At 46.1% G+C, this 20,918-nt stretch carries 12 protein-coding genes and 1 tRNA gene; 6 read left to right on the top strand and 7 right to left on the bottom strand.

The window, feature by feature from the left end; genetic code table 11:
* Nucleotides 1–478: 478 nt before the first annotated feature.
* Nucleotides 479–865: a hypothetical protein gene (locus tag CLV98_RS03440; protein WP_109672778.1), complete on the top strand. Its 387-nt coding sequence runs from the start codon at nucleotides 479–481 to the stop codon at nucleotides 863–865.
* Nucleotides 866–898: 33 nt separating this feature from the next.
* Complete coding sequence (locus CLV98_RS03435) at nucleotides 899–1,414, top strand: acyl-CoA thioesterase (RefSeq protein ID WP_109672776.1); 516 nt, start codon at nucleotides 899–901, stop codon at nucleotides 1,412–1,414.
* 39 nt (nucleotides 1,415–1,453) lie between these two features.
* Here CLV98_RS03435 and CLV98_RS03430 read toward each other — a convergent pair whose 3' ends face one another.
* A complete protein-coding gene (locus CLV98_RS03430) occupies nucleotides 1,454–6,034 on the bottom strand; it encodes a translocation/assembly module TamB domain-containing protein (RefSeq protein ID WP_109672774.1) in 4,581 nt (1,526 codons plus the stop codon).
* A 106-nt stretch (nucleotides 6,035–6,140) separates the two neighbouring features.
* Here CLV98_RS03430 and tsaD point away from each other — a divergent pair, with 106 nt between their 5' ends.
* The 3 genes from tsaD to CLV98_RS03415 all read left to right on the top strand — a co-directional run bounded on the left by tsaD (nucleotide 6,141) and on the right by CLV98_RS03415 (nucleotide 8,847).
* Nucleotides 6,141–7,139, top strand: a complete 999-nt coding sequence (tsaD, locus tag CLV98_RS03425) for a tRNA (adenosine(37)-N6)-threonylcarbamoyltransferase complex transferase subunit TsaD (RefSeq protein WP_109672772.1) — start codon at nucleotides 6,141–6,143, stop codon at nucleotides 7,137–7,139.
* A 69-nt stretch (nucleotides 7,140–7,208) separates the two neighbouring features.
* Entirely contained in the window at nucleotides 7,209–8,015 is an 807-nt protein-coding gene (locus CLV98_RS03420; protein WP_310588691.1) for an MOSC domain-containing protein, read from the top strand.
* A 31-nt stretch (nucleotides 8,016–8,046) separates the two neighbouring features.
* Entirely contained in the window at nucleotides 8,047–8,847 is an 801-nt protein-coding gene (locus CLV98_RS03415) for a hypothetical protein (RefSeq protein ID WP_109672770.1), read from the top strand.
* A gap of 56 nt (nucleotides 8,848–8,903) precedes the next feature.
* Here CLV98_RS03415 and lpxA read toward each other — a convergent pair whose 3' ends face one another.
* The 4 genes from lpxA to CLV98_RS03395 all read right to left on the bottom strand — a co-directional run bounded on the left by lpxA (nucleotide 8,904) and on the right by CLV98_RS03395 (nucleotide 13,559).
* The gene (gene lpxA / locus CLV98_RS03410; protein ID WP_109672768.1) at nucleotides 8,904–9,716 is read right to left on the bottom strand and encodes an acyl-ACP--UDP-N-acetylglucosamine O-acyltransferase; all 813 of its coding nucleotides are present in this window, start codon (nucleotides 9,714–9,716) and stop codon (nucleotides 8,904–8,906) included.
* Complete coding sequence (locus tag CLV98_RS03405) at nucleotides 9,713–11,104, bottom strand: bifunctional UDP-3-O-[3-hydroxymyristoyl] N-acetylglucosamine deacetylase/3-hydroxyacyl-ACP dehydratase (RefSeq protein WP_109672767.1); 1,392 nt, start codon at nucleotides 11,102–11,104, stop codon at nucleotides 9,713–9,715. The genes lpxA and CLV98_RS03405 overlap by 4 nt, the downstream gene beginning before the upstream one ends.
* Before the next feature lie 76 nt (nucleotides 11,105–11,180).
* Nucleotides 11,181–12,230, bottom strand: coding sequence for a UDP-3-O-(3-hydroxymyristoyl)glucosamine N-acyltransferase (gene lpxD / locus CLV98_RS03400; protein WP_109672765.1), 1,050 nt, complete (start codon nucleotides 12,228–12,230; stop codon nucleotides 11,181–11,183).
* A gap of 93 nt (nucleotides 12,231–12,323) precedes the next feature.
* Entirely contained in the window at nucleotides 12,324–13,559 is a 1,236-nt protein-coding gene (locus tag CLV98_RS03395; protein WP_229203182.1) for an HD domain-containing protein, read from the bottom strand.
* A 259-nt stretch (nucleotides 13,560–13,818) separates the two neighbouring features.
* Between CLV98_RS03395 and CLV98_RS03390 the strand changes: the two genes are divergently transcribed.
* Nucleotides 13,819–13,892: transfer RNA gene (locus CLV98_RS03390), tRNA-Ile, on the top strand.
* Nucleotides 13,893–15,414: 1,522 nt separating this feature from the next.
* On the opposite strand, the gene CLV98_RS03385 is transcribed toward CLV98_RS03390, so the two are convergent.
* Nucleotides 15,415–18,021, bottom strand: a complete 2,607-nt coding sequence (locus CLV98_RS03385; protein WP_109672763.1) for a UvrD-helicase domain-containing protein — start codon at nucleotides 18,019–18,021, stop codon at nucleotides 15,415–15,417.
* A gap of 45 nt (nucleotides 18,022–18,066) precedes the next feature.
* A complete protein-coding gene (locus CLV98_RS03380; protein ID WP_109672761.1) occupies nucleotides 18,067–20,913 on the bottom strand; it encodes a type I restriction endonuclease subunit R in 2,847 nt (948 codons plus the stop codon).
* Between the last annotated feature and the right edge of the window lie 5 nt (nucleotides 20,914–20,918).

The following is a 20,918-nucleotide window of genomic DNA, read 5'->3' as shown; positions in this document are numbered from 1 at the left end:
CAATATTAAAACCATTTTTTACCAGCAAATGTCGGCAGATAAGCGGTACTCCTTGCGTCAAATATTTGCCATACTAGTGATAGCCATTCAGCACTCCTATCGGGTACCTCTAGCGGCCAATCAAATCAACTAAAATATACTACCCCGTAAAGGTATAAAGGGACCATCAAATATCGGAATTAAGAAAGGGTTAATATGCCAAATATCCTTCCACTATGGCCAAACTTTCTCATGATATTCAAAAATCACATTTTATTATCCTAGTTTAGCGCAGGCGGGGCGTTTGCTTAACCTGGCTATTTGCCCTAATTTTAACCATTGGTAGGAAATCGCTCGAGGAGCTTATAAACTAGCCCCCCAGATGACAGACAAAAAATGACTTTAAATAAAATGGGGCTTTGCCACAGTTTATTTAAACCCATCGAATATAAATCAAAGACCCGAACCGGGTATTTAAGAGTTTTACAAACACCAACCCATGAACAAACCTAAAAAACAACACAGTGCCTTATTCCTGCTGCTCCTATTGGGGGTCATTAGCTGCGCCATACCCATCTCCAGCTCCACTAAATACCCCATAGATGTTTTTTACGAAAACCAGGCGGTCGATCGTCCCTATTCGGAAATCGGACTGATTGAAATCGGGAGCGAGGACTCCCTGACAGCGGGACAAACCACGGATAAAAAAATGTTGATGCGGGGTAACGATGCCAGGACGAAGGAACTCCTATTGGCTAAACTGGTGTTAAAAGCTCAGAAAATAGGAGCAGATGCCCTTATAGAAGTTAAATACAAGTATTATACCTCCATCAGCAAAGAAGGCTATATGCTCAGTGGAATAGCCGTTCGGTACAGAGGTCAATAAACAGAAGCTCGTCTTAGTCAATCCTTTCGAAATATGCTTTTTACAGTAGATCTTGCCAATATGCCCATAGAGGCCGAGTCCAGAATGATTATTCGTTTTCAGGACTGCGACCCCCTGATGCACCTCAATAACTCTAAGTATTTCGATTATTTTTTCAATGCTCGAGAAGACCAGGTATCCAAGCTTTACGGGTTCAGCTACGAAGCCATGTTCCGGGAGTTGCGTACCAGTTGGGTGGTGTACCAGCACCAAATCGCCTACGTAAGGCCCGCCAAGATCAGCGAATGGGTTCGAATTACCTCCAGGGTGATTCATTATAATGAGGACACTATGGTGACAGAGTATTTCATGACCAACGACCAAAAAACCGAATTAAAAACCGTATTATGGTCTACCTCCAAACACGTAAGCATCGAGAATGGTCGGAGAGTCCCTCACCCCCAGCCTATTATGGAGTATTTACAAGCGACATGCGTACCAGGGATTCACTTCGAGGAAATCGACTTCAACCAGCGCATTCATGCTATTAAGCAGGAGCTCACGAGATAAGAGCTAGCCACAGGGCATCGCTGCCGTTATTCCCATGACCTATTGGATGGGTCTATCGGCAGCCCACTTCTCTTTGTTTTCTGCTTCGGATAGCGAATCTTCGGAGCTGGGAGTCGGCTCCAGTCCCGGTTTGGGAAGGGGTACAAACCTGTTGAAACTATGGGTAAACTGCATACTTACGCCTCCGGTCGTAAAACTGTTTAAATAAAAGGAATTCTGTATGTTCCTATTATAGGCCTTCACCCTGACCGACCCGCTGCGGTTAAGCCAATACTCCAGGGTCCACTCTCCTAATAAGCTGGCGGCATTATAGGTAGTGACTCCCCCAACGCTGCCATTGCTGATGCGCCCATCACGGGTTACCCGGAAACGGTCGTTAAGAAACCGATAGGAGAATCTTAACTGTATGTTATTGAGTGCATTTTGGTCCAAAGACAGTCCTGACACCCCTACCTCCAAATTCTCATTGATCTCCGAAGCCCATCGACTGATCTGATTGGACACCAGCTCGCTGATGCTATTGCCTAGGAAATTCTGCCCCGATGTTTGATTTACCAGGTTCGTTTCGGGTTGCAACTGATTCAATACCAAAAGGCTGGTCACCTGCCTGCTGAGCTCCTGCTCGTTGGTCCTCAACTTATTTTGAAAGGCCTCCAGATAGCCCTGGTAGTTATTAGAACTCAAGGTAGGGTTGTCGAGAATCTTCAGGTCATACTTGATCTGCGGGGCGAGGAGTTTATCGGACAGCCCAATGGTCACCTCCACAGGGTAACGGCGCGACAGGGCGTCGTTGGTCGTGCCCGTCGTATTGCTTGGCAACACGCCCAACAGGGATACCGATTGGGTATAACCCGCTTTGACGTCCAACTGTGCGCCATACGGGTCGCCCGACCACACGATCCTACTCCCTGGCTTAATGGTAAACCGCTTACTAATCACATTTTGAAGGCTAAAATCATAATTACCCCTTTCTATTTCATAGGTCCCCGACATCGTAAAATCGCCTTGAGTATCGATATTCATATTAATACGTCCACTACCTACCCCACTGATGAGATCGCCCGTTTGCCGGTCAAATATAATTTCACACTGGGCGTCGGGAGTAAGGTTGAAATTAAAATCCATTTTAACCCCACTCAAAGTCTTCTCCATGGCCGGGTCAGCCCCCTGAGCGGTCCCATCCTGCCGGGGAAGTTGGCTTACAAATTGGATATAATCCTGGGTAGCGACCTCCGTGGCTCCGTCGAGTGGAATATATATTTTGGTACCCTTATTGCTGGTGGCATTGGCCTCTATATTCAGCTTGTTGATATTCCCAAATACGCTAACAGGCCCAGTAACATAAGCAGTACCATAAAATGAATCCCCATTTTTAGGACTGGTGTTAAGGATTTTAAAACCCTTCAGGTCGGCGTTAAAGCCTAAGGAGAAATATTTGAAGCCGTCGTGGTACACGCCTCCCCGCACCACGGCCGTATTGCCATCGGGATCGGTAAGCACCATGTTGTTAACCGAAAACTCCCCCTCCCTAATATTGATCTGATCGCTAAAGGTAAAAACCGATTGTAGATAGTCGAACTTCATTTTACCTTGCTCCACCTGAAGCGTCCCCTCCAGGATAGGCGCCATCAGGCTGCCTTTCACCCCTATCGCTCCCATTACAGCCCCTCCTACTTCCGACACCAGCCCCCCAGCGAAGGGCTCCAGGGCTTTGAGCTCAAACTGCCTCAAATTGGCCTTTAAGTTCAGGGAATTCACGGGGGCTTTAGGCTTGTATACGCCGGTGATATCAAAAACCTTTTTAAGGTTTTTATTTAAAATCGCCTCTACGATGAGTTCTCCCGAGACGGGGTCCCAATCGCCGGCAGCGGCAAAATTCCCAAATTCGTATTTCCCATAGCCCAGCCCTTCTATTTTGGTCTGGGTATCGAGCTGTAAGTTATTGTACACATCCCGCAGCTTGGCCGTCCCATCCATGATCCCCGACAACCGGGTATCGAACAAGGGATTCAAAGAACTTAGCTTAAAGTTACGTACATCGAGCACCAAGGACTTCATGGGATCGGCGCTGATGATCCCGTTGACGCCCAAACGCTGCTTCCCACTCACCAAACCCAAATTTTTGAATTGGATATCCGAACCATTAAATAGTAACTGCCCGTTGGTAGGTACTTCCCATACCTCCTCCAGCAGATTGAGCTTGGAGTTACTAAACCCAACCGTCAGCCCATCGGACAAAAAGCGGATCTCTCCATTCAAGTTGGCATTATTGGTGCTTCCCTCCTGGCGGAGCCCCCCATTAAAATCGATATGATCCACATCCCAGGCCCCTTCAAACACCAAATTTTTGGTGGGCACCAGCTGGCTGATCCGTTGATGATCGGACAAGACCAACATCGACGCCAGTACTTCCGAGCTGTTGGTATATTTGGAGGTGGCCAGGTCAATTTCCGTTTTTACAAATTGGCTGTGGCCATAGCTCAAGGTATCGGCCAGGAAGTTCATCGACAGAAAAGCGGTTTGGTCCAGCCTAAAATTGCCCCGAACCTGGGCGCCCTTAGAAATGGACAAGTCGGGACTTAGGAACGAAAAGAAATTGGTAAGGTCCTTGGTATCCACACCATAGTCGATTCGGTATCGTTTTTTGACCTGTTGGCGTGGCTTTTGGGCGTAGTAGTGCTGTCGGTTGACTTCCGTATCGAAAAAATATAGCTTATACTCCTCCAGAAGCCTGGTGACGTCCTGCCAGGCTTCCGTGGGCAGGAAGTCCCCCTTTAGGTAGGCCGTCAGGAATTCGCTATTGAGCGATAAGGTCCGTTGCCCTTGGTCCATGCTGGAGGAAAAAGACAGGGAGTCCACCACCAAATTCCGACCGTTGCCGGTATGTAACAAAAAGGTATTCAACAAAAAGGCTTTCCCCATCAATTCGTCGATATCATTGCCGCTAAGCTTCACGTCCAAATCGGTGGAGAGGGTGATACTATCCTTGGAGAACCCCATTTCCCGAAGATTGGCCCGGGCCACCGAGCCCCGCACATCGAAATAATTTTGAGCCTGGGAGAGATCAAACTCCCCATTCAGATCGAAAACAAAATTGCTATCTCGGGCGCTGACGCCACCATGAAAATATTGATTTTGAAGATTGCCTTTCAGCTTAATATTTTGGTAGGCATAATTCTTAAAACCGATTTTACTGATACGACCGTCCATCTGGGTAGAGGCATACGCCAAAGCGAGTCCTTTACCGGCGATGCTCCCCTCAAAATCGAGCTTTTGGTAGGTTGCAGGATCCTCCAGCAGGCGGCCGAGGTCGAAACCCTTCGTCTGCACGGTTCCCTTATAGGTGGTAGACTGGCTGTCGACCACATGAAACAGCAGGTCAAAATTGGTGCTTCCCAATTCGGACAGCACTTGGGCTTTGATGGTAAAATCAGTCAAGTCCCCATCATAATGTCCTGAAATAGTAGACAGGCCAAATTTCTCCAGGTTATTTATCGGCAGATCGGGATAATACTGTACAATATCTGTAGGCAGGATCCGGGTATCTTCCAGGCGTAAGTCCATCCTTACCCGATCCAGGTCGGGCAAGCCCTTAAAACCCAAATCCCCTTTGACGATACTTCCCGACCCAAATTGTAAGCTAGAATGGCTAAAGACAAAATCGTCTACCTTGCCATTGAATGCCCCCGACACCAGCCAGGTCTCATCTAGAGCGTCCACGTAGGTCGAGAACAAGCCCAGATCCTGGGAGCTAATCCGGCTGTCGTGCAGGCGGCCTTTGATAAACACCTTATGGTTAAAATCGCCTAACTCCCCCGACCGGTTATAGTAAAAGGCGACCTGATCCTGAATATGAGAACTCCCTATAAAAGCATCTAGGTCGTTGAGTTCCATCTTCTTTTGGCAAAACAAAAAATTGGTATTTAACCGATGCATGCGCAGACCGGTTTGCACATCCTGGGCCTTCAACCCCGTAGCATCGAAAGAGATGGTATCCCCTTGCACCAGAAAGTCTTTCAGATCTCCAGAAATCCCCTCCAATGTAAAATGCGAATAGTCGAACACCCGACTACCCCTCCGGCGTTCCATCCTCGGGTCGTCGTAAGAAAGGCTCCCGTCGGTGACCTTGGACTTGCCAATGGTAAAGGGAATGTTATTTTCTGGCGCATTGGGCGGGCGCGGAGTGGCCGGAGCGGTGAGTTCGGCGATGCGCTCTATAAATCCATCGATATTTAACATGCCAGCCTCGGGCACCACCACCAACTTTACCTTGGGCTGGTATACATTCACCTCATCTAAATGAATATCGCGGTCCGACTCTTGAATCAACTGTGAAAGATTGAGGTTCACGTCGATCCGGCCCACATCTATCATTTCTTTTTGGCTGGTATCTTTTACCGACACCCCTTCGAGAGATACCACATCGAACCATTTGATGTTGACCCGCTGTATCCCCACAGGGTAACCCAGCTTATCGGAAATGCTATGGGTTGCATACCGTACCGCGCGGGTCTGAACAGAAGGGAATTGTAAAGCAATGGTACAAATCCCCAATGCCAGCAAGGCAAAGATGAATACCACTACGAGTCCATTAAATAGTTCCTTAAGGAATGTTGTCATAAAATTTTACGATGATAAACGGCCCTTCCTCTCGCCAATTCGTTGGATTACCTATCCATCACTGTATATTAATGCTTACTTTTGTAAATTATTTTTCGATTACCCTATGAATATTCTCGCTATTGAATCGTCCTGCGACGAAACCTCAGCAGCTGTAATAGTAAACGGACAGATAGCCTCCAATGTTATAGCCACCCAGCTTATCCACGCCCAATATGGGGGCGTAGTGCCTGAGCTCGCCTCCCGTGCGCACCAGCAGCATATTCTTCCGGTCGTCACCAAGGCCTTATCCGATGCAAAAGTAGCAAAAATTGACCTCGATGCAGTGGCCTTTACGAAAGGACCCGGATTATTAGGCGCCTTATTGGTAGGCACCTCCTTCGCTAAGGCCATGGCCCTGGGCTTAGGAATCCCGCTTATAGAGGTAAATCATATGCAGGCGCATGTTTTGGCACATTTTATCACCGCTCCCCAGCCCAGCTTCCCATTTTTATGCCTTACGGTAAGTGGGGGCCATACCCAAATCGTGCGGGTGAATAGCCCCCTAGCTATGGAGGTAATCGGGCAGACCAAGGATGATGCCGTGGGAGAAGCCTTCGACAAGACCGCCAAGCTCCTGGGGCTACCCTATCCTGGAGGCCCACTCATAGACCGCTACGCCAAAGAGGGCAACCCCTTGGCCTACCCCTTTCCGCTGACCGAAATGCCTGGCCTCGACTACTCTTTTAGTGGTATTAAAACGTCGATCTTGTATTTCCTTCAAAAACAGGTCCAGCAAGAGCCCGAGTTTATCCCGAAGAACTTAGCGGATATCTGTGCCAGCGTACAGCATACCCTTATTGAGATCCTGATGAACAAACTGAAACGGGCCTCCAGGGAAACGGGAATCAAGGAGATAGCCATAGCGGGAGGTGTTTCGGCCAATTCTGGTTTGCGGAAAGCCCTGGTGGAGCTGGCTCATAAACACCAGTGGAAGACCTATATCCCCGACTTTGAGTACTGTACCGACAATGCGGCGATGATCGCCATGGCCGCTCATTATAAATTTTTAGCGGGCGATTTCGCCGATCAATCGGCCAGCCCCATGCCGCGGATGCACCTGTAAGGCTGGGGCTCCTATATTATTCGATTAACTGAACTAAAATAACTATAATTTAATCCTAGTCCACATCTTATGGCCACCATGACCCTCTCCGAAATCTGGATCTATCCCATCAAATCCCTGACAGGTATCCGCCTGAGCGAAGGGATGGCCTTGGAAAGAGGCCTTCAGTGGGACCGTCGGTGGATGATCGTGAACGGCAATGGCCTGTTTCTCTCCCAACGTACCCTCCCTACTATGGCCTTGCTCCAAACCACCCTGGAGCCCGGTGGAATACGCATTTCCAAACCAGAGGCAGGGTCGGTACTGGTTCCATACCAGTCCAGCAACGGTCCTACCCTACCCGTGACGATATGGGACGATGTGGTGGAAGCCAGGGCCGTCGATCAGGCCATAGACCTTTGGCTGAGTGAGGTACTGCAGCAGCCCGTCCGACTGGTCCAACTCACCGAAGACACTGCGAGACCCGTTGACGCCCGCTTCGCGGTGAATCAGGAAAACGTAAGCTTTGCCGATGGATTCCCCTTTTTGCTGATAGGCCAGGACTCCCTCGATGCACTCAATAAGCGCCTGGAACACCCCCTCTCCATGAACCGCTTTAGGCCCAATTTTGTAGTGAAGGGCTTTACGCCCCACCAGGAAGACCACCTAAAAGAAATCAGGATTGGGGAGGGGGAGGTTCATTTTCATATCGTAAAGCCATGTTCCCGATGTGTGATGACGACCATAGACCCCACCACTGCCTTAAAAGGCAGTGAACCCCTCAAAACACTCGCCACCTATCGTAAGGTGGGCAACAAAATACTTTTTGGACAGAATATGGTATGTAGCCAGGTGGGACTCGTCAAGGAAGGGGACCCGATTACGATCTTAGCCTAACGCATACCCACCCGCTATTTTCCGACTACCCATGCCACCATCCCCCGCTTCCATTTTACGCAATAGCCTCTACCTATCTCCACAGGTCATCGTAGGTGCTTTGAGCATTTATATCCTTTTGGGCGCCCTCCCTACAGGCGCCGTCCAGGCTCATTGGGACACGCCCGTACTACTTGGGATTTCCGTTCTGGCTTTTCAGATTCTTTACGCCTACTGGAGGCCCGGCCCTTGTAGCAAAGCCAAACAGACTTTCTTAAAGCATCATAAGGTTTCCCTCGTCCGACTCGCCTCTCTCTGCATGGTCGGATCGCTTATCCTCGCCTTTTTTGCCCCAAGGCCCCTGCTGATACTCCCCGTATTTGCCTTGGCTTCCGCTTACTTGTGGGCAGTACCGCGCTACTTCAAGGCCTCGGCCTATAGCCTCCACCGCCGCCTGGCACTCATCGGGCTCCTTATGGCCGGCATATGGATGGCTTTTCTACAATATTGGAGCTATGGACCAGAATCCCTCGGCGTGGCGGCCATTTGGCTAGGCTTACTATTGCAGAATGCGTTAATTCCCCGTCCTGATCGGCAACCCTTGAGCCCTGCCCCTACCAGTAGCCCTACCATCCGCCTCCTGATGAAAGTTGGCTTGCTGCTCATCGTCCTGATCGACCTATGGATGATCTACTACAGCCCCCACCGCTTCACCCATAGGGTGCTCGTGCTGCTGTTGCTGATCGCCGTCGTACAGGCCACGATATTCTTTAGCAGGTTCAAAATTATACCCCCTCTGATGGTCCGGGGAATACTCGATTGGCTCCCAGCGCTGCCCCTGCTCTTGCTATAACCACAAAAAAAGCAACCCCCATAAATGGAGGTTGCTGGTAATGAGGTACTGTATTTCTAAGCTTGGCTCTCTCCTTCCGAAGAAGCGTGCGTCTGAAAGGGACTACGCATGATCCCTCTTTCGGAAGAGCGTACGAAGTTGATGATATTATCCCTTTCGTCGGAAGGGGGTAATCCCAGTTCTATTTGTTGCAAGGCTTCGGCATTATTGAGGCCCTTCATATAGATATACCGATAGACGTTCTGAATTTCGATAATTTTTTCGTTACTAAAGCCCCGGCGTCGAAGGCCTACGGAATTGATCCCTACATAGGAAATGGGCTCTCTTGCCGCTTTGGTATACGGAGGGACGTCCTTGCGCACCAAAGTTGCGCCAGATATGAAGGCATGAGCGCCTATTTTGACAAACTGATGAACGGCACTCAGGGCGCTAATAATGGCCCAATCGCCCACATGAACATGGCCGGCCATCTGAACATTATTGCCTATGATGCAATAATTCCCTACCCGGCAATCATGCGCCACATGCGCATAGGCCATAATCATACAGTCAGACCCTACGACGGTCTTCCAATGCTCCTCAGTCCCCCTACTAATGGTAGCATATTCCCGTACGGTGGTGTTGTCGCCAATGACGGTAAAGGTATACTCATTATTATACTTCAGGTCTTGTGGGGTAGCGGATATTACCGCTCCTGGAAAAATACGACAGTTTTTCCCTATTCGTGCTCCGGAATTGATTACCGCATGCGAGCCTATCCACGACCCTTCACCGATTTCTACATCGTCGTGAATCATCGCAAATGGCTCAATTTCTACATCTTGGGCGATCTTAGCGCCAGGATGAACATAACTCAAAGACTGTGTCATTTTTTCTTTACAAGGCTAGCTATCATATCCGCTTCACATACAAGCTGACCGGACACGTATCCGCGACCACTCATCTTGACGATTCCCCGTTTCATGGGAGAAGTAAATTCACATTTAAAAATCACCGTATCTCCTGGGAATACATTCCGGCGGAAACGGCATGCATCTATACCTATAAGATAAGGCCAGTAGTTGTCGGGATCGGGCACACTCGATAGTACCAATATACCGCCCGTTTGTGCCATAGCCTCCAACTGAAGCACCCCAGGCATCACGGGGTTGCCCGGGAAATGGCCTATAAAGAACTGCTCGTTGATCGTAACGTTCTTCACCCCTACCACGCTTTTCTCATCCAATGCAATGATCTTATCGATCATCTGAAAAGGATATCGGTGCGCCAATAATTGACCTATCTGATTGATGTCAAAAATAGGGGCTTTGTTGGGGTCATATTGGGGTATGTCCGACTTAGAGGACTTAATAAGCTTTTTAATCTTTTTGGCCAAAGCCACATTGGCGGCGTGGCCGGGCCTTGCAGCCAGGATCTGCGCTTTAATGGGGCGTCCTATCAAAGCCAAATCCCCGATAAGGTCCAGCAGCTTATGACGGGCCATTTCATTGGAGAAATGTAAGTCTACATTATTCAAGATCCCGTTCGACTCGTCGACGCTCACCTTGGGCTTGTTGAGCAGCTGCGACAAATGATCCAGCTCTCCATCTTCCACATCCCTATCTACGATCACGATGGCATTGGTTAAGTCACCCCCTTTTATCAGGTTTTGCTTGTACAAGGCCTCTAGTTCATGTAAAAAGACGAAGGTGCGGCACTGAGCGATATCGTCCTTAAACAAGGTGATATCATTCAATGAAGCGTGTTGGCTACTGATCACCTTCGAGTTATAATCGACCATCACCGTCAGGCGGTAGTCAGACAAGGGAAGGGCCACCATTTCGATTTTGTTCTCCTTGTTTTTATAATGTATAAACTCAGGAATCTCAAAATAATTACGGTAGGCGTTTTGCTCCTCAATACCAGCACCGATCAGCGCATCGACAAACTTAATGGAGCTACCATCCATAATGGGCGGTTCGGGGCCGTCGAGCTGAATCAGCACATTGTCGATCTGTAGACCGACCAATGCCGCCAAGGTATGTTCTACGGTATTGACCCGGGCTCCATTCTGCTCGATGGTCGTCCCACGAGAGAGGTCCACCACGTTGTCTACGTCGGCATCGACGATCGGCTGACCGGGCAAATCTACCCTTTGAAACTTATATCCATGATTGGCCGGTGCAGGAACAAAGGTCATTGTAGCCACCACCCCGGTATGTAAACCGACTCCCGTAACGGATACCGACTTGGAAATCGTTTGTTGTTTTTCGTTCATTCTATTCTACCAATTACTAATAGGCTTACGAGAACATGGCTCGTATTTTTTTGTCATAAGATCGATCAGCATCGTCCTACCCCTTGGCAAAGGTCTGGGAATTCTCTCTGATATTCTCTAATTCTTTTAATCTTTTCTCAATTTCAGGCAATCTTCTCACGGAAGCCATCGAGCGTAGATGTTCGGTCAAATCCCTGGAAGGGGATCCCGAAAGGGACATGCCTTCCTTTTTGATGGACTTTCCCAGGCCACTTTGGGCGCCAATTTTGGTGTGGTTGGCTAGGGTCAAATGCCCGGCAATCCCTACCTGTCCGGCAATGATACACTGCTCTCCGATTCGGCTTGAGCCGGAAACCCCCGTCTGGGCGGCTATGACCGTATTACGGCCAATCTCCACGTTATGGGCGATCTGTATGAGGTTGTCCAGCTTAACCCCTTTCCTTATAATGGTGGAGCCCATGGTGGCGCAGTCGACCGCCGTATTGGAACCTATGCTGACGTCGTCCTCTATGACCACATTGCCTAGCTGAGGGATGGCTTTATACGAGCCGTCGGCCTGAGGAGCGAACCCAAAGCCATCGCCACCGATGACGGTATTGGCAAAAATAGTACAATTATTACCTATTACAGTATCATCGTATATCTTCACTCCCGGGTGAAAAGTACAGTTATCACCTATCACCACATTATTACCGATATAACAATTGGGATAAATTTTCACCTCTTTGCCTATCTTACAGTGATTGCCTACATAAGAAAAAGCGCCCCTATAGGCCCCTTCCCCCATACTACTGGTCTCCGCAAAAAAACTTGGCTGCTCCACGCCCACTTTGGTCCCCAGAAGTCTCTTCTGGTATTCTTCCAACAAAATGGTGAAGGCCGTATAGGCATTTTCCACAAAAATTAATGTGGTTTTAATCTCTGTTTTCGGAGTAAAATCTTTGTTGACAATGACGGCCGACGATTTCGTGCCATAAATATGCGCTTCGTACTTACTATTAGCCAGGAAAGAAATTGAGCCTGGATGGCCTTCCTCTATCTTTGCAGCTGAATTAATTGTAATTGTCTCATCGCCAACAACTTTTCCATCAAGCATTTTTGCAATTTCGCTGACAGTAAATTTCATATTTCTTAGGCTAAATTCAGATTACGTAATGATACACGTATAAAGTATTTGGGAATATGGGCACCCGCAAGGGTCTTTTGTGGAAGCCATATATTACCAACCTCGCAAAGATACAGGTTTAGTCCAACATACATAATACTTGCGGACAATCTTCGTTAAGGCTTCTATGGTCGGAACGTCGGATGCTTCTGCGATATCCAACAGCTCCCCAGTCTTCATTTTGACCCGGATCGGATCCCGCTGGTTTTCATACCCAGAATTGATGGTAAGCCCCGAAACCAAAAAATAATCCATCAGACTTTCATCAATTCCTTCCCTCAACAACTCATTTTTTAGTTGGTTTAGTACGTTGGCGTCCGGTTGATTGTCAAAAAAGGCGATCTTAAATAAATTCCTATTCAACAGGGCCTTCGACAATCGGGAGAGCACGAAGTCGTCGTGTGCCGTCCAAGCCTTTACAGAAGCCCATACGTCGTTATCGTCCAAATCGTTGAAGGCCTCCAACAATTCCTTGTTTTCCTGAAAACCCTCGAGGCTATATTCCTCCTTCAAAAACTTGGTAAAGGCCGGAGTAGCAAATAATGTGACGCCCTCCCTCGACAGCAACCGGGCCCGGTGCATGATCTGGGTAAGCATGGCCTGGGCACAGAGCAGGGTTTTGTGCAAATATACCTGCCAATACATCAGCCGGCGGGCATGTAAAAAACTCTCTATACTCAGCAAGGCCTTTTCCTCTACCACCAATTCGTCGTGGCTTAGGTCAAACATCTTTATTAAGCGATCGGCCCCTATCGACCCTTCTACCACGCCGGTATAAAAACTATCGCGATTCAAATAGTCCATCCGATCCATATCCAGCTGGCTGGAGATCATCTGATGGAAAAACCGACGGGAATAGGTCCCTTCGAACATTTCTATGGCCAGCTGCAGCCTCCCCGACAGCTCCTGGTTCAGCTGCTGCATCAACACCAGCGTGATGGCCTCATGCTTAACGCCTGGCATCAGCACGTTTTCCAGTACATGCGAAAAGGGCCCATGGCCTAGGTCATGCAAAAGTATCGCCGCTTGTGCAGCCTCCTGCTCCTGGTCACTGATCTGGTGCCCCTTGTCTTTTAGGGATTGCAGGGTGAGGGTCATCAGGTGCATGGCTCCTAGCGCATGATGAAAGCGGGTGTGTAAGGCGCCAGGATATACCAGATCGGCCAATCCGAGTTGTTTAATGCGGCGTAGCCTCTGAAAATAAGGATGCTCTACCAAGTCGAACAGCAGGTCCGAGGTTATCGTTATAAATCCGTATACCGGATCGTTGATGATCTTTCGTTTATTCAAAATCAATCGTTTTTTGCAAAAATAATAAACCTATCCCGGAACGAATAAGAATATCTTATCAATATCGTTTGGAGAATTAAAGTCTTTGATTAATTTTGCAGTCCGATAGCGCAGCTGTCACGGGCCTATAGCTCACAAAGCGTTTGCCCGGTCGCTTAGAGCAACTGACCCCGAGCCGTCCGCTCATCATCAGTAGGTAGTGTCGCGTAGACCGCCGTCGCGTAGACCGGGGTCGACTTCGATTCTAATAAGTGTAAAAGGGCCTATAGCTCATTCGGTTAGAGCAACTGACTCATAATCAGTAGGTGCCTGGTTCGATTCCAGGTGGGCCCACATTGAAAATCAAGGACTTAGCTTAACAGCTAGGTCTTTTTTTGTTTTTACCCACCAAATTCATAAAGGTTGGAGCAACTGACTCATCATCAGTAGGTACTGCCGCCGTCGCGCAGACCGGGGTCGCGTTCGACGGGGTCGCGCAGACGGGTCGCCCGCCCGCGGGGCGCCCGACCGATTCGATTCCAGGTGGGCCCACATTGAAAATCAAGGACTTAGCTTAATAGGCTAGGTCTTTTTTTGTTTTTACCCACCTAATTCATAGAGGTTGGAGCAACTGACTCATCATCAGTAGGTACTGCCGGGGTCGCGCAGACCGCCGTCGCGTTCGACCGGGTCGCGCAGACGGGTCGCCCGCCCGCGGGTCGCCCGCGCGCGGGGCGCCCGCCGATTCGATTCCAGGTGGGCCCACATTGATACTCAAGGACTTAGCTTAACAGCTAGGTCTTTTTTTGTTTTCACCGACCTAATTCATAGAGGTTGGAGCAACTGACTCATCATCAGTAGGTACTGCCGCCGTCGCGCAGACCGGGGTCGCGTTCGACCGGGTCGCGCAGACGGGTCGCCCGCGCGCGGGGCGCCCGCCGATTCGATTCCAGGTGGGCCCACATTGATACTCAAGGACTTAGCTTAACAGGCTAGGTCTTTTTTTGTTTTTACCCACCTAATTCATAGAGGTTGGAGCAACTGACTCATCATCAGTAGGTACTGCCGGGGTCGCGTTCGACTTCGATTCCAGGTGGGCCCACATTGAAAATCAAAGACTTAGCTTAATAGGCTAGGTCTTTTTTTGTTTTCACCGACCTAATTCATAGAGGTTGGAGCAACTGACTCATCATCAGTAGGTACTGCCGCCGTCGCGCAGACCGGGGTCGCGTTCGACCGGGTCGCGCAGACGGGTCGCCCGCGCGCGGGGCGCCCGCCGATTCGATTCCAGGTGGGCCCACATTGATACTCAAGGACTTATCTTAACAGACTAGGTCTTTTTTGTTTTTACCCACCTAATTCATAGAGGTTGGAGCAATTATACGGCTTTGGTTCGATCCATCGGTTTTTTGTTCTGCTACAAACGTTAGATGCAGCTTTTCCGCAATATTTTCAAAATATTCAATTTGAATTAAAATCCAGTGCGACATTATCCCAGCGGGATAAAATGTTTATAGAAATACAAACAAAGATTCGTCTATGACGATGCCGTAGGTATCGAACATCTCAGTTATAGGCTTCATCCATGTTACTCCAAAACATTTGGTCTTGATCGACAATGGATTCATCATCAGTTGGTACTGCCGGGGTTGCGCAGACCGACCCGCGCATGCGCAGGTCGCCCGCCGGTTCGATTCCAGGTGGACCCACATTTAAAATCAAGGACTTAGACTCAAAACCTAAGTCCTTTTTTATTTGACTCGCCTACAAACTCGCCTACAATCATCCATTTAGTGTTCGGTAGGCACCCGTAAACCTACTTTTGGCTGTGCTTGGGAAGTACTCTGACTTTAATTATTAATTGGTAGAATTTCTGCTATTTCCAAACCTGATACGAACATCCGAATGTAAAATTAGAGCAAGATTCAAATGCCCAAGTTTTTTTAGTTTCCTTATTCATGCCGGTCTTTAAAGTTATATTACCAGTTTTACACTGCGGACATTTAGCTTCTTTTTCCTTATCAGTAACTAATTCTGAAATAAACTTTGACATATTAGAGTTATTTACCATCAAAAATACCTTTTCTCTAGCACGTGTAAGTGCTACATAAAAAAGTCTACGTTCTTCTCCATTTTCAAATTGATCGGCACCACTAAGAAGTAAAGACAAGACCGGATCGTCGGAACGCAAGGATGGAAATCCATATTCCCCAGCATCATTATTCAGTATAATAACATAGTCTCCTTCTAAACCTTTCGCTTTATGGACTGTAAGGAATTTCATTTTGATATCACCAATGGAACTCGAATAGGTTATATTATCATCTAAGATTTTAAACTTTGCCGCAAGGTCTACAGTTTTCTTACCCCCTTTATCTGCTACTAATTTATTTAGATCGTAATTGTATCTTCCAAGCAAGTAAATAGACCCCTTAAAATCATCTATTGTTGTACAATCAGCAAAAATATGTTCCTCCAATATTGATATCAAACTCTCTAAAAAATTTGGAAGTTTTTCTTCTTTAGTAGCGTACTGGTAGTATTGTATTATATTGACATTCGTTTGACCCTTTTGACTTGAAAATGCTTTTAAGTCTTTCCTTAGCTGATTGGGGTTTTGTAGGATGAATTCACTACTAATCGTAATCAATGGTTCTTTAAATCTATATGTCGTTTCTATTTTGGAATAATGGGTGTATCCAAAATATTTTTCGAATTCACTAAAAAGGGTTATATCAGCTCCAGCGAATCTATAAATTGATTGCCAATCATCACCTACAGCAAATAATTTACAAAATGGATTACTCTCCTTTAATGATTTAATTAATTGAAATCGCCCTGTTGACAAGTCCTGAAACTCATCTACAATAATATAATCAAATTGCTTCCGAAATTTGTTTTCTGCAATACACTTTGTCGCATGATTAATCATATCACTAAAATCAATTTCACCTCTTTGACTAAGATGGTTCTGATATTGCAGATAAATGGGCTTAATAATATCCAAAAATGCTATTAATCTAGTCCTGTTCGAACCACTAGCCATGGTAGACAAATCAGAACTAATTATCTCTATTGACCTGCTATTTGATTTTAACAAAACAATAAACGTTCGCACTATTTCCAAAAACTTAGCTTCCCCTTTTGGATCCTTTTTTTGAAGTATACTCCATATCTCCTCCTGTGACATTAAGTTAAATACTACGCCATGTCGCTCTAAATTCTTTTTTAAGTTTTCTAATAAAATCCCTTCACTATTTTCAAAAGAATAGGATTCAACTAAAATGGTTTGATTTTGCCTATGCAGATTTCTTTTCCATATTATCCCCTGCTTATAATCTTCTGGATCATGGAATATCGGAGCGGGTTCACCTTTCTTATTAATGCCAAAATGTTCTAAATAAATCCTTTTATCGCCAACGAAAATTGAAAAATCCGGTTGATAGTTCTTTTTATGTTTAGTGGCAGTCTTAAACTCATATGGATACTCATATATATACTCTACCCTATTAAAATACAAGAAATTGGCAATTTTACATTCTTCAATAGATTTTACCTTCTCGTGTTTTAATGTAATCTTCTTCCTAGTGCTATTGGCCAATTCGATTGGCTGAAAATTTTCATCTTTTAGGAGGTCAATATATTCTCCATGCGTTTCAAACTCAAAAATATCTTTTTCAATTTTGTAATGTGCGATAAAGAAATCCGTAACCATTCGTAAATAATTATCATCATTCATTAGTTTTTTGAAAATTGATTGAATCAAATGTGGAAACTGACTCGAGTCAAAAATAGACTGTTTATATATCGACTCTTTAAGAACTTCCAGCCCAAAAGAGTTAAAGGTTTTAGCTACAACCCCATTTACATTGACTTTCAAAGCAAGATTTTCCACCGCCTTTCGTGTAAATGACATTAAAAGTATTCTATCCGGGCTAACTCCACATACATCCACCAAATATTTAACTTTACCAACTATAGTAGTTGTTTTGCCCGATCCCGCTCCAGCAATAACTAAATTATTATCTTCATTTGCTATAATAGCTCTTCTTTGCTGTGCATCGAGAGGAACACCTGCTACTATGTCAAAAAAACGCTTTCGCTTGACTAATTCCTTTACCAGAAAACGTCTGTTGTGAATTTCAACATCTTCCTCAGTTCGTTTATAATATCCAATGAATAAATTCACCAACTCCAGCTCATCAGATTTCAGAAATAACTGGCCCAGCACATTTTCATCTATACGTTGATATAAGTAGTAAAACTTTTTCTTTAAATTATTGTATGGGAAATTCGCAACATAGCCTTTATATAAGGATTCATATTCCTTATTAGCCACTAAATAGTTATCATATTCTACTAAAAAAGAACCAGTTAAAGATACGAGTAGCCTCACTTTTTCCTTCTTCTTTCTCTGTCTTCTAATATAGCCTCCAATGAATACTAGGACAAGCAAGACCCCAACTGTAATTGATTCGTACATAATTACCAATTTAAACGACCGACGAAATAGTGCATCGAACTAACCTCACCCCTCCATAAACTTACCTACAAACTCGCTTAACTTAACGACCAGCCGCTCCCCTATCGAAATCCTTTTCCTAAAGGAAGGCTTTTTGTTTAGGGTATCTACCAATTCATCTTTGGTAGGGAATCGGCCTGAGAACTCTATGGAGTCCATGGTTTTTTGAAGCAATTCAGGATTAATATCTTCCTCAGCCGTGAGTTTTTCGAAGGCAACCCGCCTTTCTACGCTGAGGAAATCTTCATATTCTCGCTCCAGCTCGTCTTCCGATACTGTGGGTAAGTTTTCTAAGATAAACTTTTCTATTAGTTCCCGCTTGGTACTCAGGACAGGATCTGAAGATACCATGGTTAATATCTCCTGTTCCCGCTTCTTACGTGTGGCCTCATCCCCTCCCCGATTTTGAGCCAACAAACGCAAAATATACATGACGTTGATTTCATCTCGCCGAATCAATTCCAATTGGAAATCGACCTCGTTCAAGATGGATTCCTTTTTCTTTTCGGTACTGCTTTTCGTTGCATTGTACAAGTCCAGGTATTTGGATCCATAATCGGCGAAGGTCTGCGCATCCATCGACAAGCTATCGAAAGTAAAATCCACAAAGGTCTCCATTGCATTTTTGATCCGCATCAGGTTGCGGTAAGCCCTTATAAACCTCAATTGTTCATCTTCACCCAATAAATCGTCCACAGAACCAACCGTAGGAACAACGGATAATAACGTAGCTACGGCCTGATCAAATTTTTCTACATAGTCCTCGTAAGGCTCTATCAAGATCGTCTCTTTGGCGTCTAAGGTAGAGAACAGTTCTATAGAATCGTCGGTAGCCTGTTTCAAATTACGGAATACCACTATATTTCCATGTGATTTCTTTTCACCGGTGACCCTATTGGTACGGGAATAGGCCTGAATCAGTCCGTGGTATTTTAGGTTCTTGTCTACATACAAGGTATTTAGCTTTTTACTGTCAAAGCCAGTCAGAAACATATTGACCACGAATAGTAAATCGATTTCCTTATCGATTACACGTTTGGCCACGTTTTTATAGTAATCGTTAAAAGACTGGCTATCCTTGGTCGAAAAGGACGTCTTAAACTCTTGGTTATACTCCTCTATGTATTTGTCCATTACATCACGGGTATGTATATCGACTTTGCTATTGTTAAAATCCAGATCCTCCTCAGGTATTTCGCCTGTATCACTGTTTGGGGCTTCATTGGCTGTATAGCTAAATATCGAGGCGATCCTTAAATCATGCTTCCCCTCTCTTTTTAGCCTTCTAAACAGGTCGTAATATTTGATAAGCGTCTTAACATTGCTGATACAAAACATACCCGTAAAGGCCCTATTATAGGTCTTCGAATCGTGAATACCAATGATGTAGTGGGCTATCTTACTGAGCCGTTCCTCACTTTCCAATAGCTCCGCCGTATCGATGGCCTCCACATCAATATCCAGGTTTGACCGACTGTTGTCTTTGTACTCGTACCGGCCTGTATACTCCACCGAAAAAGGCAGTACGTTCTGGTCTTTGATGGCATCGGTAATGACGTAGGTATGCAGCCTCTCCCCAAACAGCATGGCGGTGGTCACCTTTTGTCTTTTTATCGTAGCGGCATTTTTTGTAAAGATAGGCGTACCGGTAAAGCCAAACATTTGGTGGTTGTTAAAATACCGTACTATGTTTTTGTGGGTATCTCCAAACTGGCTTCGGTGGCATTCATCAAAGATAAAGACGACCTTTTTATCCTTGAGTCCGTCCATGGTCTTTTGGTGCCGCTCCCGGGTAATGGCCGTATTGAGTTTCTGAATGGTGGTCACGATAAGCCGCACACTAGGGTCGGCAAACTGTTTGACCAGCTTTTTGGTATTGTCAGAACCATCGACCGAACCGGGACTAAAGGCATTAAACTCCAGGGTGGTCTTATAATCCAGGTCTACCCGATCTACACAAAATACCACCTTGTCTACTTTGGGAATCCGGGAAAGAATCTGACTGGCCTTAAAGGAAGTCAGCGTTTTGCCCGATCCGGTGGTATGCCAGACATAGCCATTTTTGGAGGGCCCCACGGTTGGGGAGTTCTTCACCCGCTCCAGTATTTTTTCTACTGCGAAGTATTGGTAAGGTCTTAGGATCATCAAAGCCTTATCGCCTTCGTGTAGTACCGTATAGCGGGTGATCATCTTGGACACATGGCATTTGTCCAAAAACACTTTTGTAAAGGACTCAAGGTCGGAAACACGGCGATTGTTTTCGTCTGTCCAGTAAAAGGTAAATTTAAAATCTGGTTTTTTGGTCAGGGCAAAATATTTGGTATTCACCCCGTTGCTGATCACGAAGATCTGAATGTATTGAAACAGTCCCATACCGATATGGTAGGAATGTTTTTTGTAGCGATCTATCTGGTTAAAAGCCTCCCTAAGCTCCAGCCCTCGTTTCTTGAGTTCTATCTGTACCAGTGGAAGTCCATTGATGAGCATCGTAACGTCGAAGCGGGTCTGGTACTTACCATCAACTGTGATTTGGTTGGTTACCTGGTATTCATTTTTGCACCAGTGTTCCATATTTAGGAAACGGACGTACACGGTTTCATTATCGGCATTTTTGAAAGAAAACTTATCCCTTAGAATTTTAGCCTTTTCAAAAACGTTGGTCGTTCTGGTAAGGTGGTTGAGGATCTGTTTAAACTCCTCATCGGTAAAAGTCCTTTCATTGAACTTTTCCAATTGGGTTTTGAGATTGCTTAGCAAATCCGCCTCATTCTTGATGCAGACGTTTTCATAACCATTCTCCACCAGCTGAACGACAAGGTTCTGCTCCAGGGCTAATTCCGACTGTGTACTCATAACGA

The organism is Dyadobacter jejuensis, from assembly GCF_003149085.1.
In the GTDB taxonomy this organism is placed as follows: Bacteria; Bacteroidota; Bacteroidia; order Cytophagales; family Spirosomataceae; genus Dyadobacter; species Dyadobacter jejuensis.
This window is presented reverse-complemented; position numbering and strand designations above follow the sequence as displayed.

Excerpts from the sequence above, each read along its gene's own strand:
- CLV98_RS03440 (WP_109672778.1), top strand. The coding sequence starts at position 479 with ATGAACAAACCTAAAAAACAACACAGTGCCTTATTCCTGCTGCTCCTA.
- CLV98_RS03435 (WP_109672776.1), top strand. The coding sequence starts at position 899 with ATGCTTTTTACAGTAGATCTTGCCAATATGCCCATAGAGGCCGAGTCC.
- CLV98_RS03430 (WP_109672774.1), bottom strand. The coding sequence starts at position 6,034 with ATGACAACATTCCTTAAGGAACTATTTAATGGACTCGTAGTGGTATTC.
- tsaD (WP_109672772.1), top strand. The coding sequence starts at position 6,141 with ATGAATATTCTCGCTATTGAATCGTCCTGCGACGAAACCTCAGCAGCT.
- CLV98_RS03420 (WP_310588691.1), top strand. The coding sequence starts at position 7,209 with ATGGCCACCATGACCCTCTCCGAAATCTGGATCTATCCCATCAAATCC.
- CLV98_RS03415 (WP_109672770.1), top strand. The coding sequence starts at position 8,047 with ATGCCACCATCCCCCGCTTCCATTTTACGCAATAGCCTCTACCTATCT.
- lpxA (WP_109672768.1), bottom strand. The coding sequence starts at position 9,716 with ATGACACAGTCTTTGAGTTATGTTCATCCTGGCGCTAAGATCGCCCAA.
- CLV98_RS03405 (WP_109672767.1), bottom strand. The coding sequence starts at position 11,104 with ATGAACGAAAAACAACAAACGATTTCCAAGTCGGTATCCGTTACGGGA.
- lpxD (WP_109672765.1), bottom strand. The coding sequence starts at position 12,230 with ATGAAATTTACTGTCAGCGAAATTGCAAAAATGCTTGATGGAAAAGTT.
- CLV98_RS03385 (WP_109672763.1), bottom strand. The coding sequence starts at position 18,021 with ATGTACGAATCAATTACAGTTGGGGTCTTGCTTGTCCTAGTATTCATT.
- CLV98_RS03380 (WP_109672761.1), bottom strand. The coding sequence starts at position 20,913 with ATGAGTACACAGTCGGAATTAGCCCTGGAGCAGAACCTTGTCGTTCAG.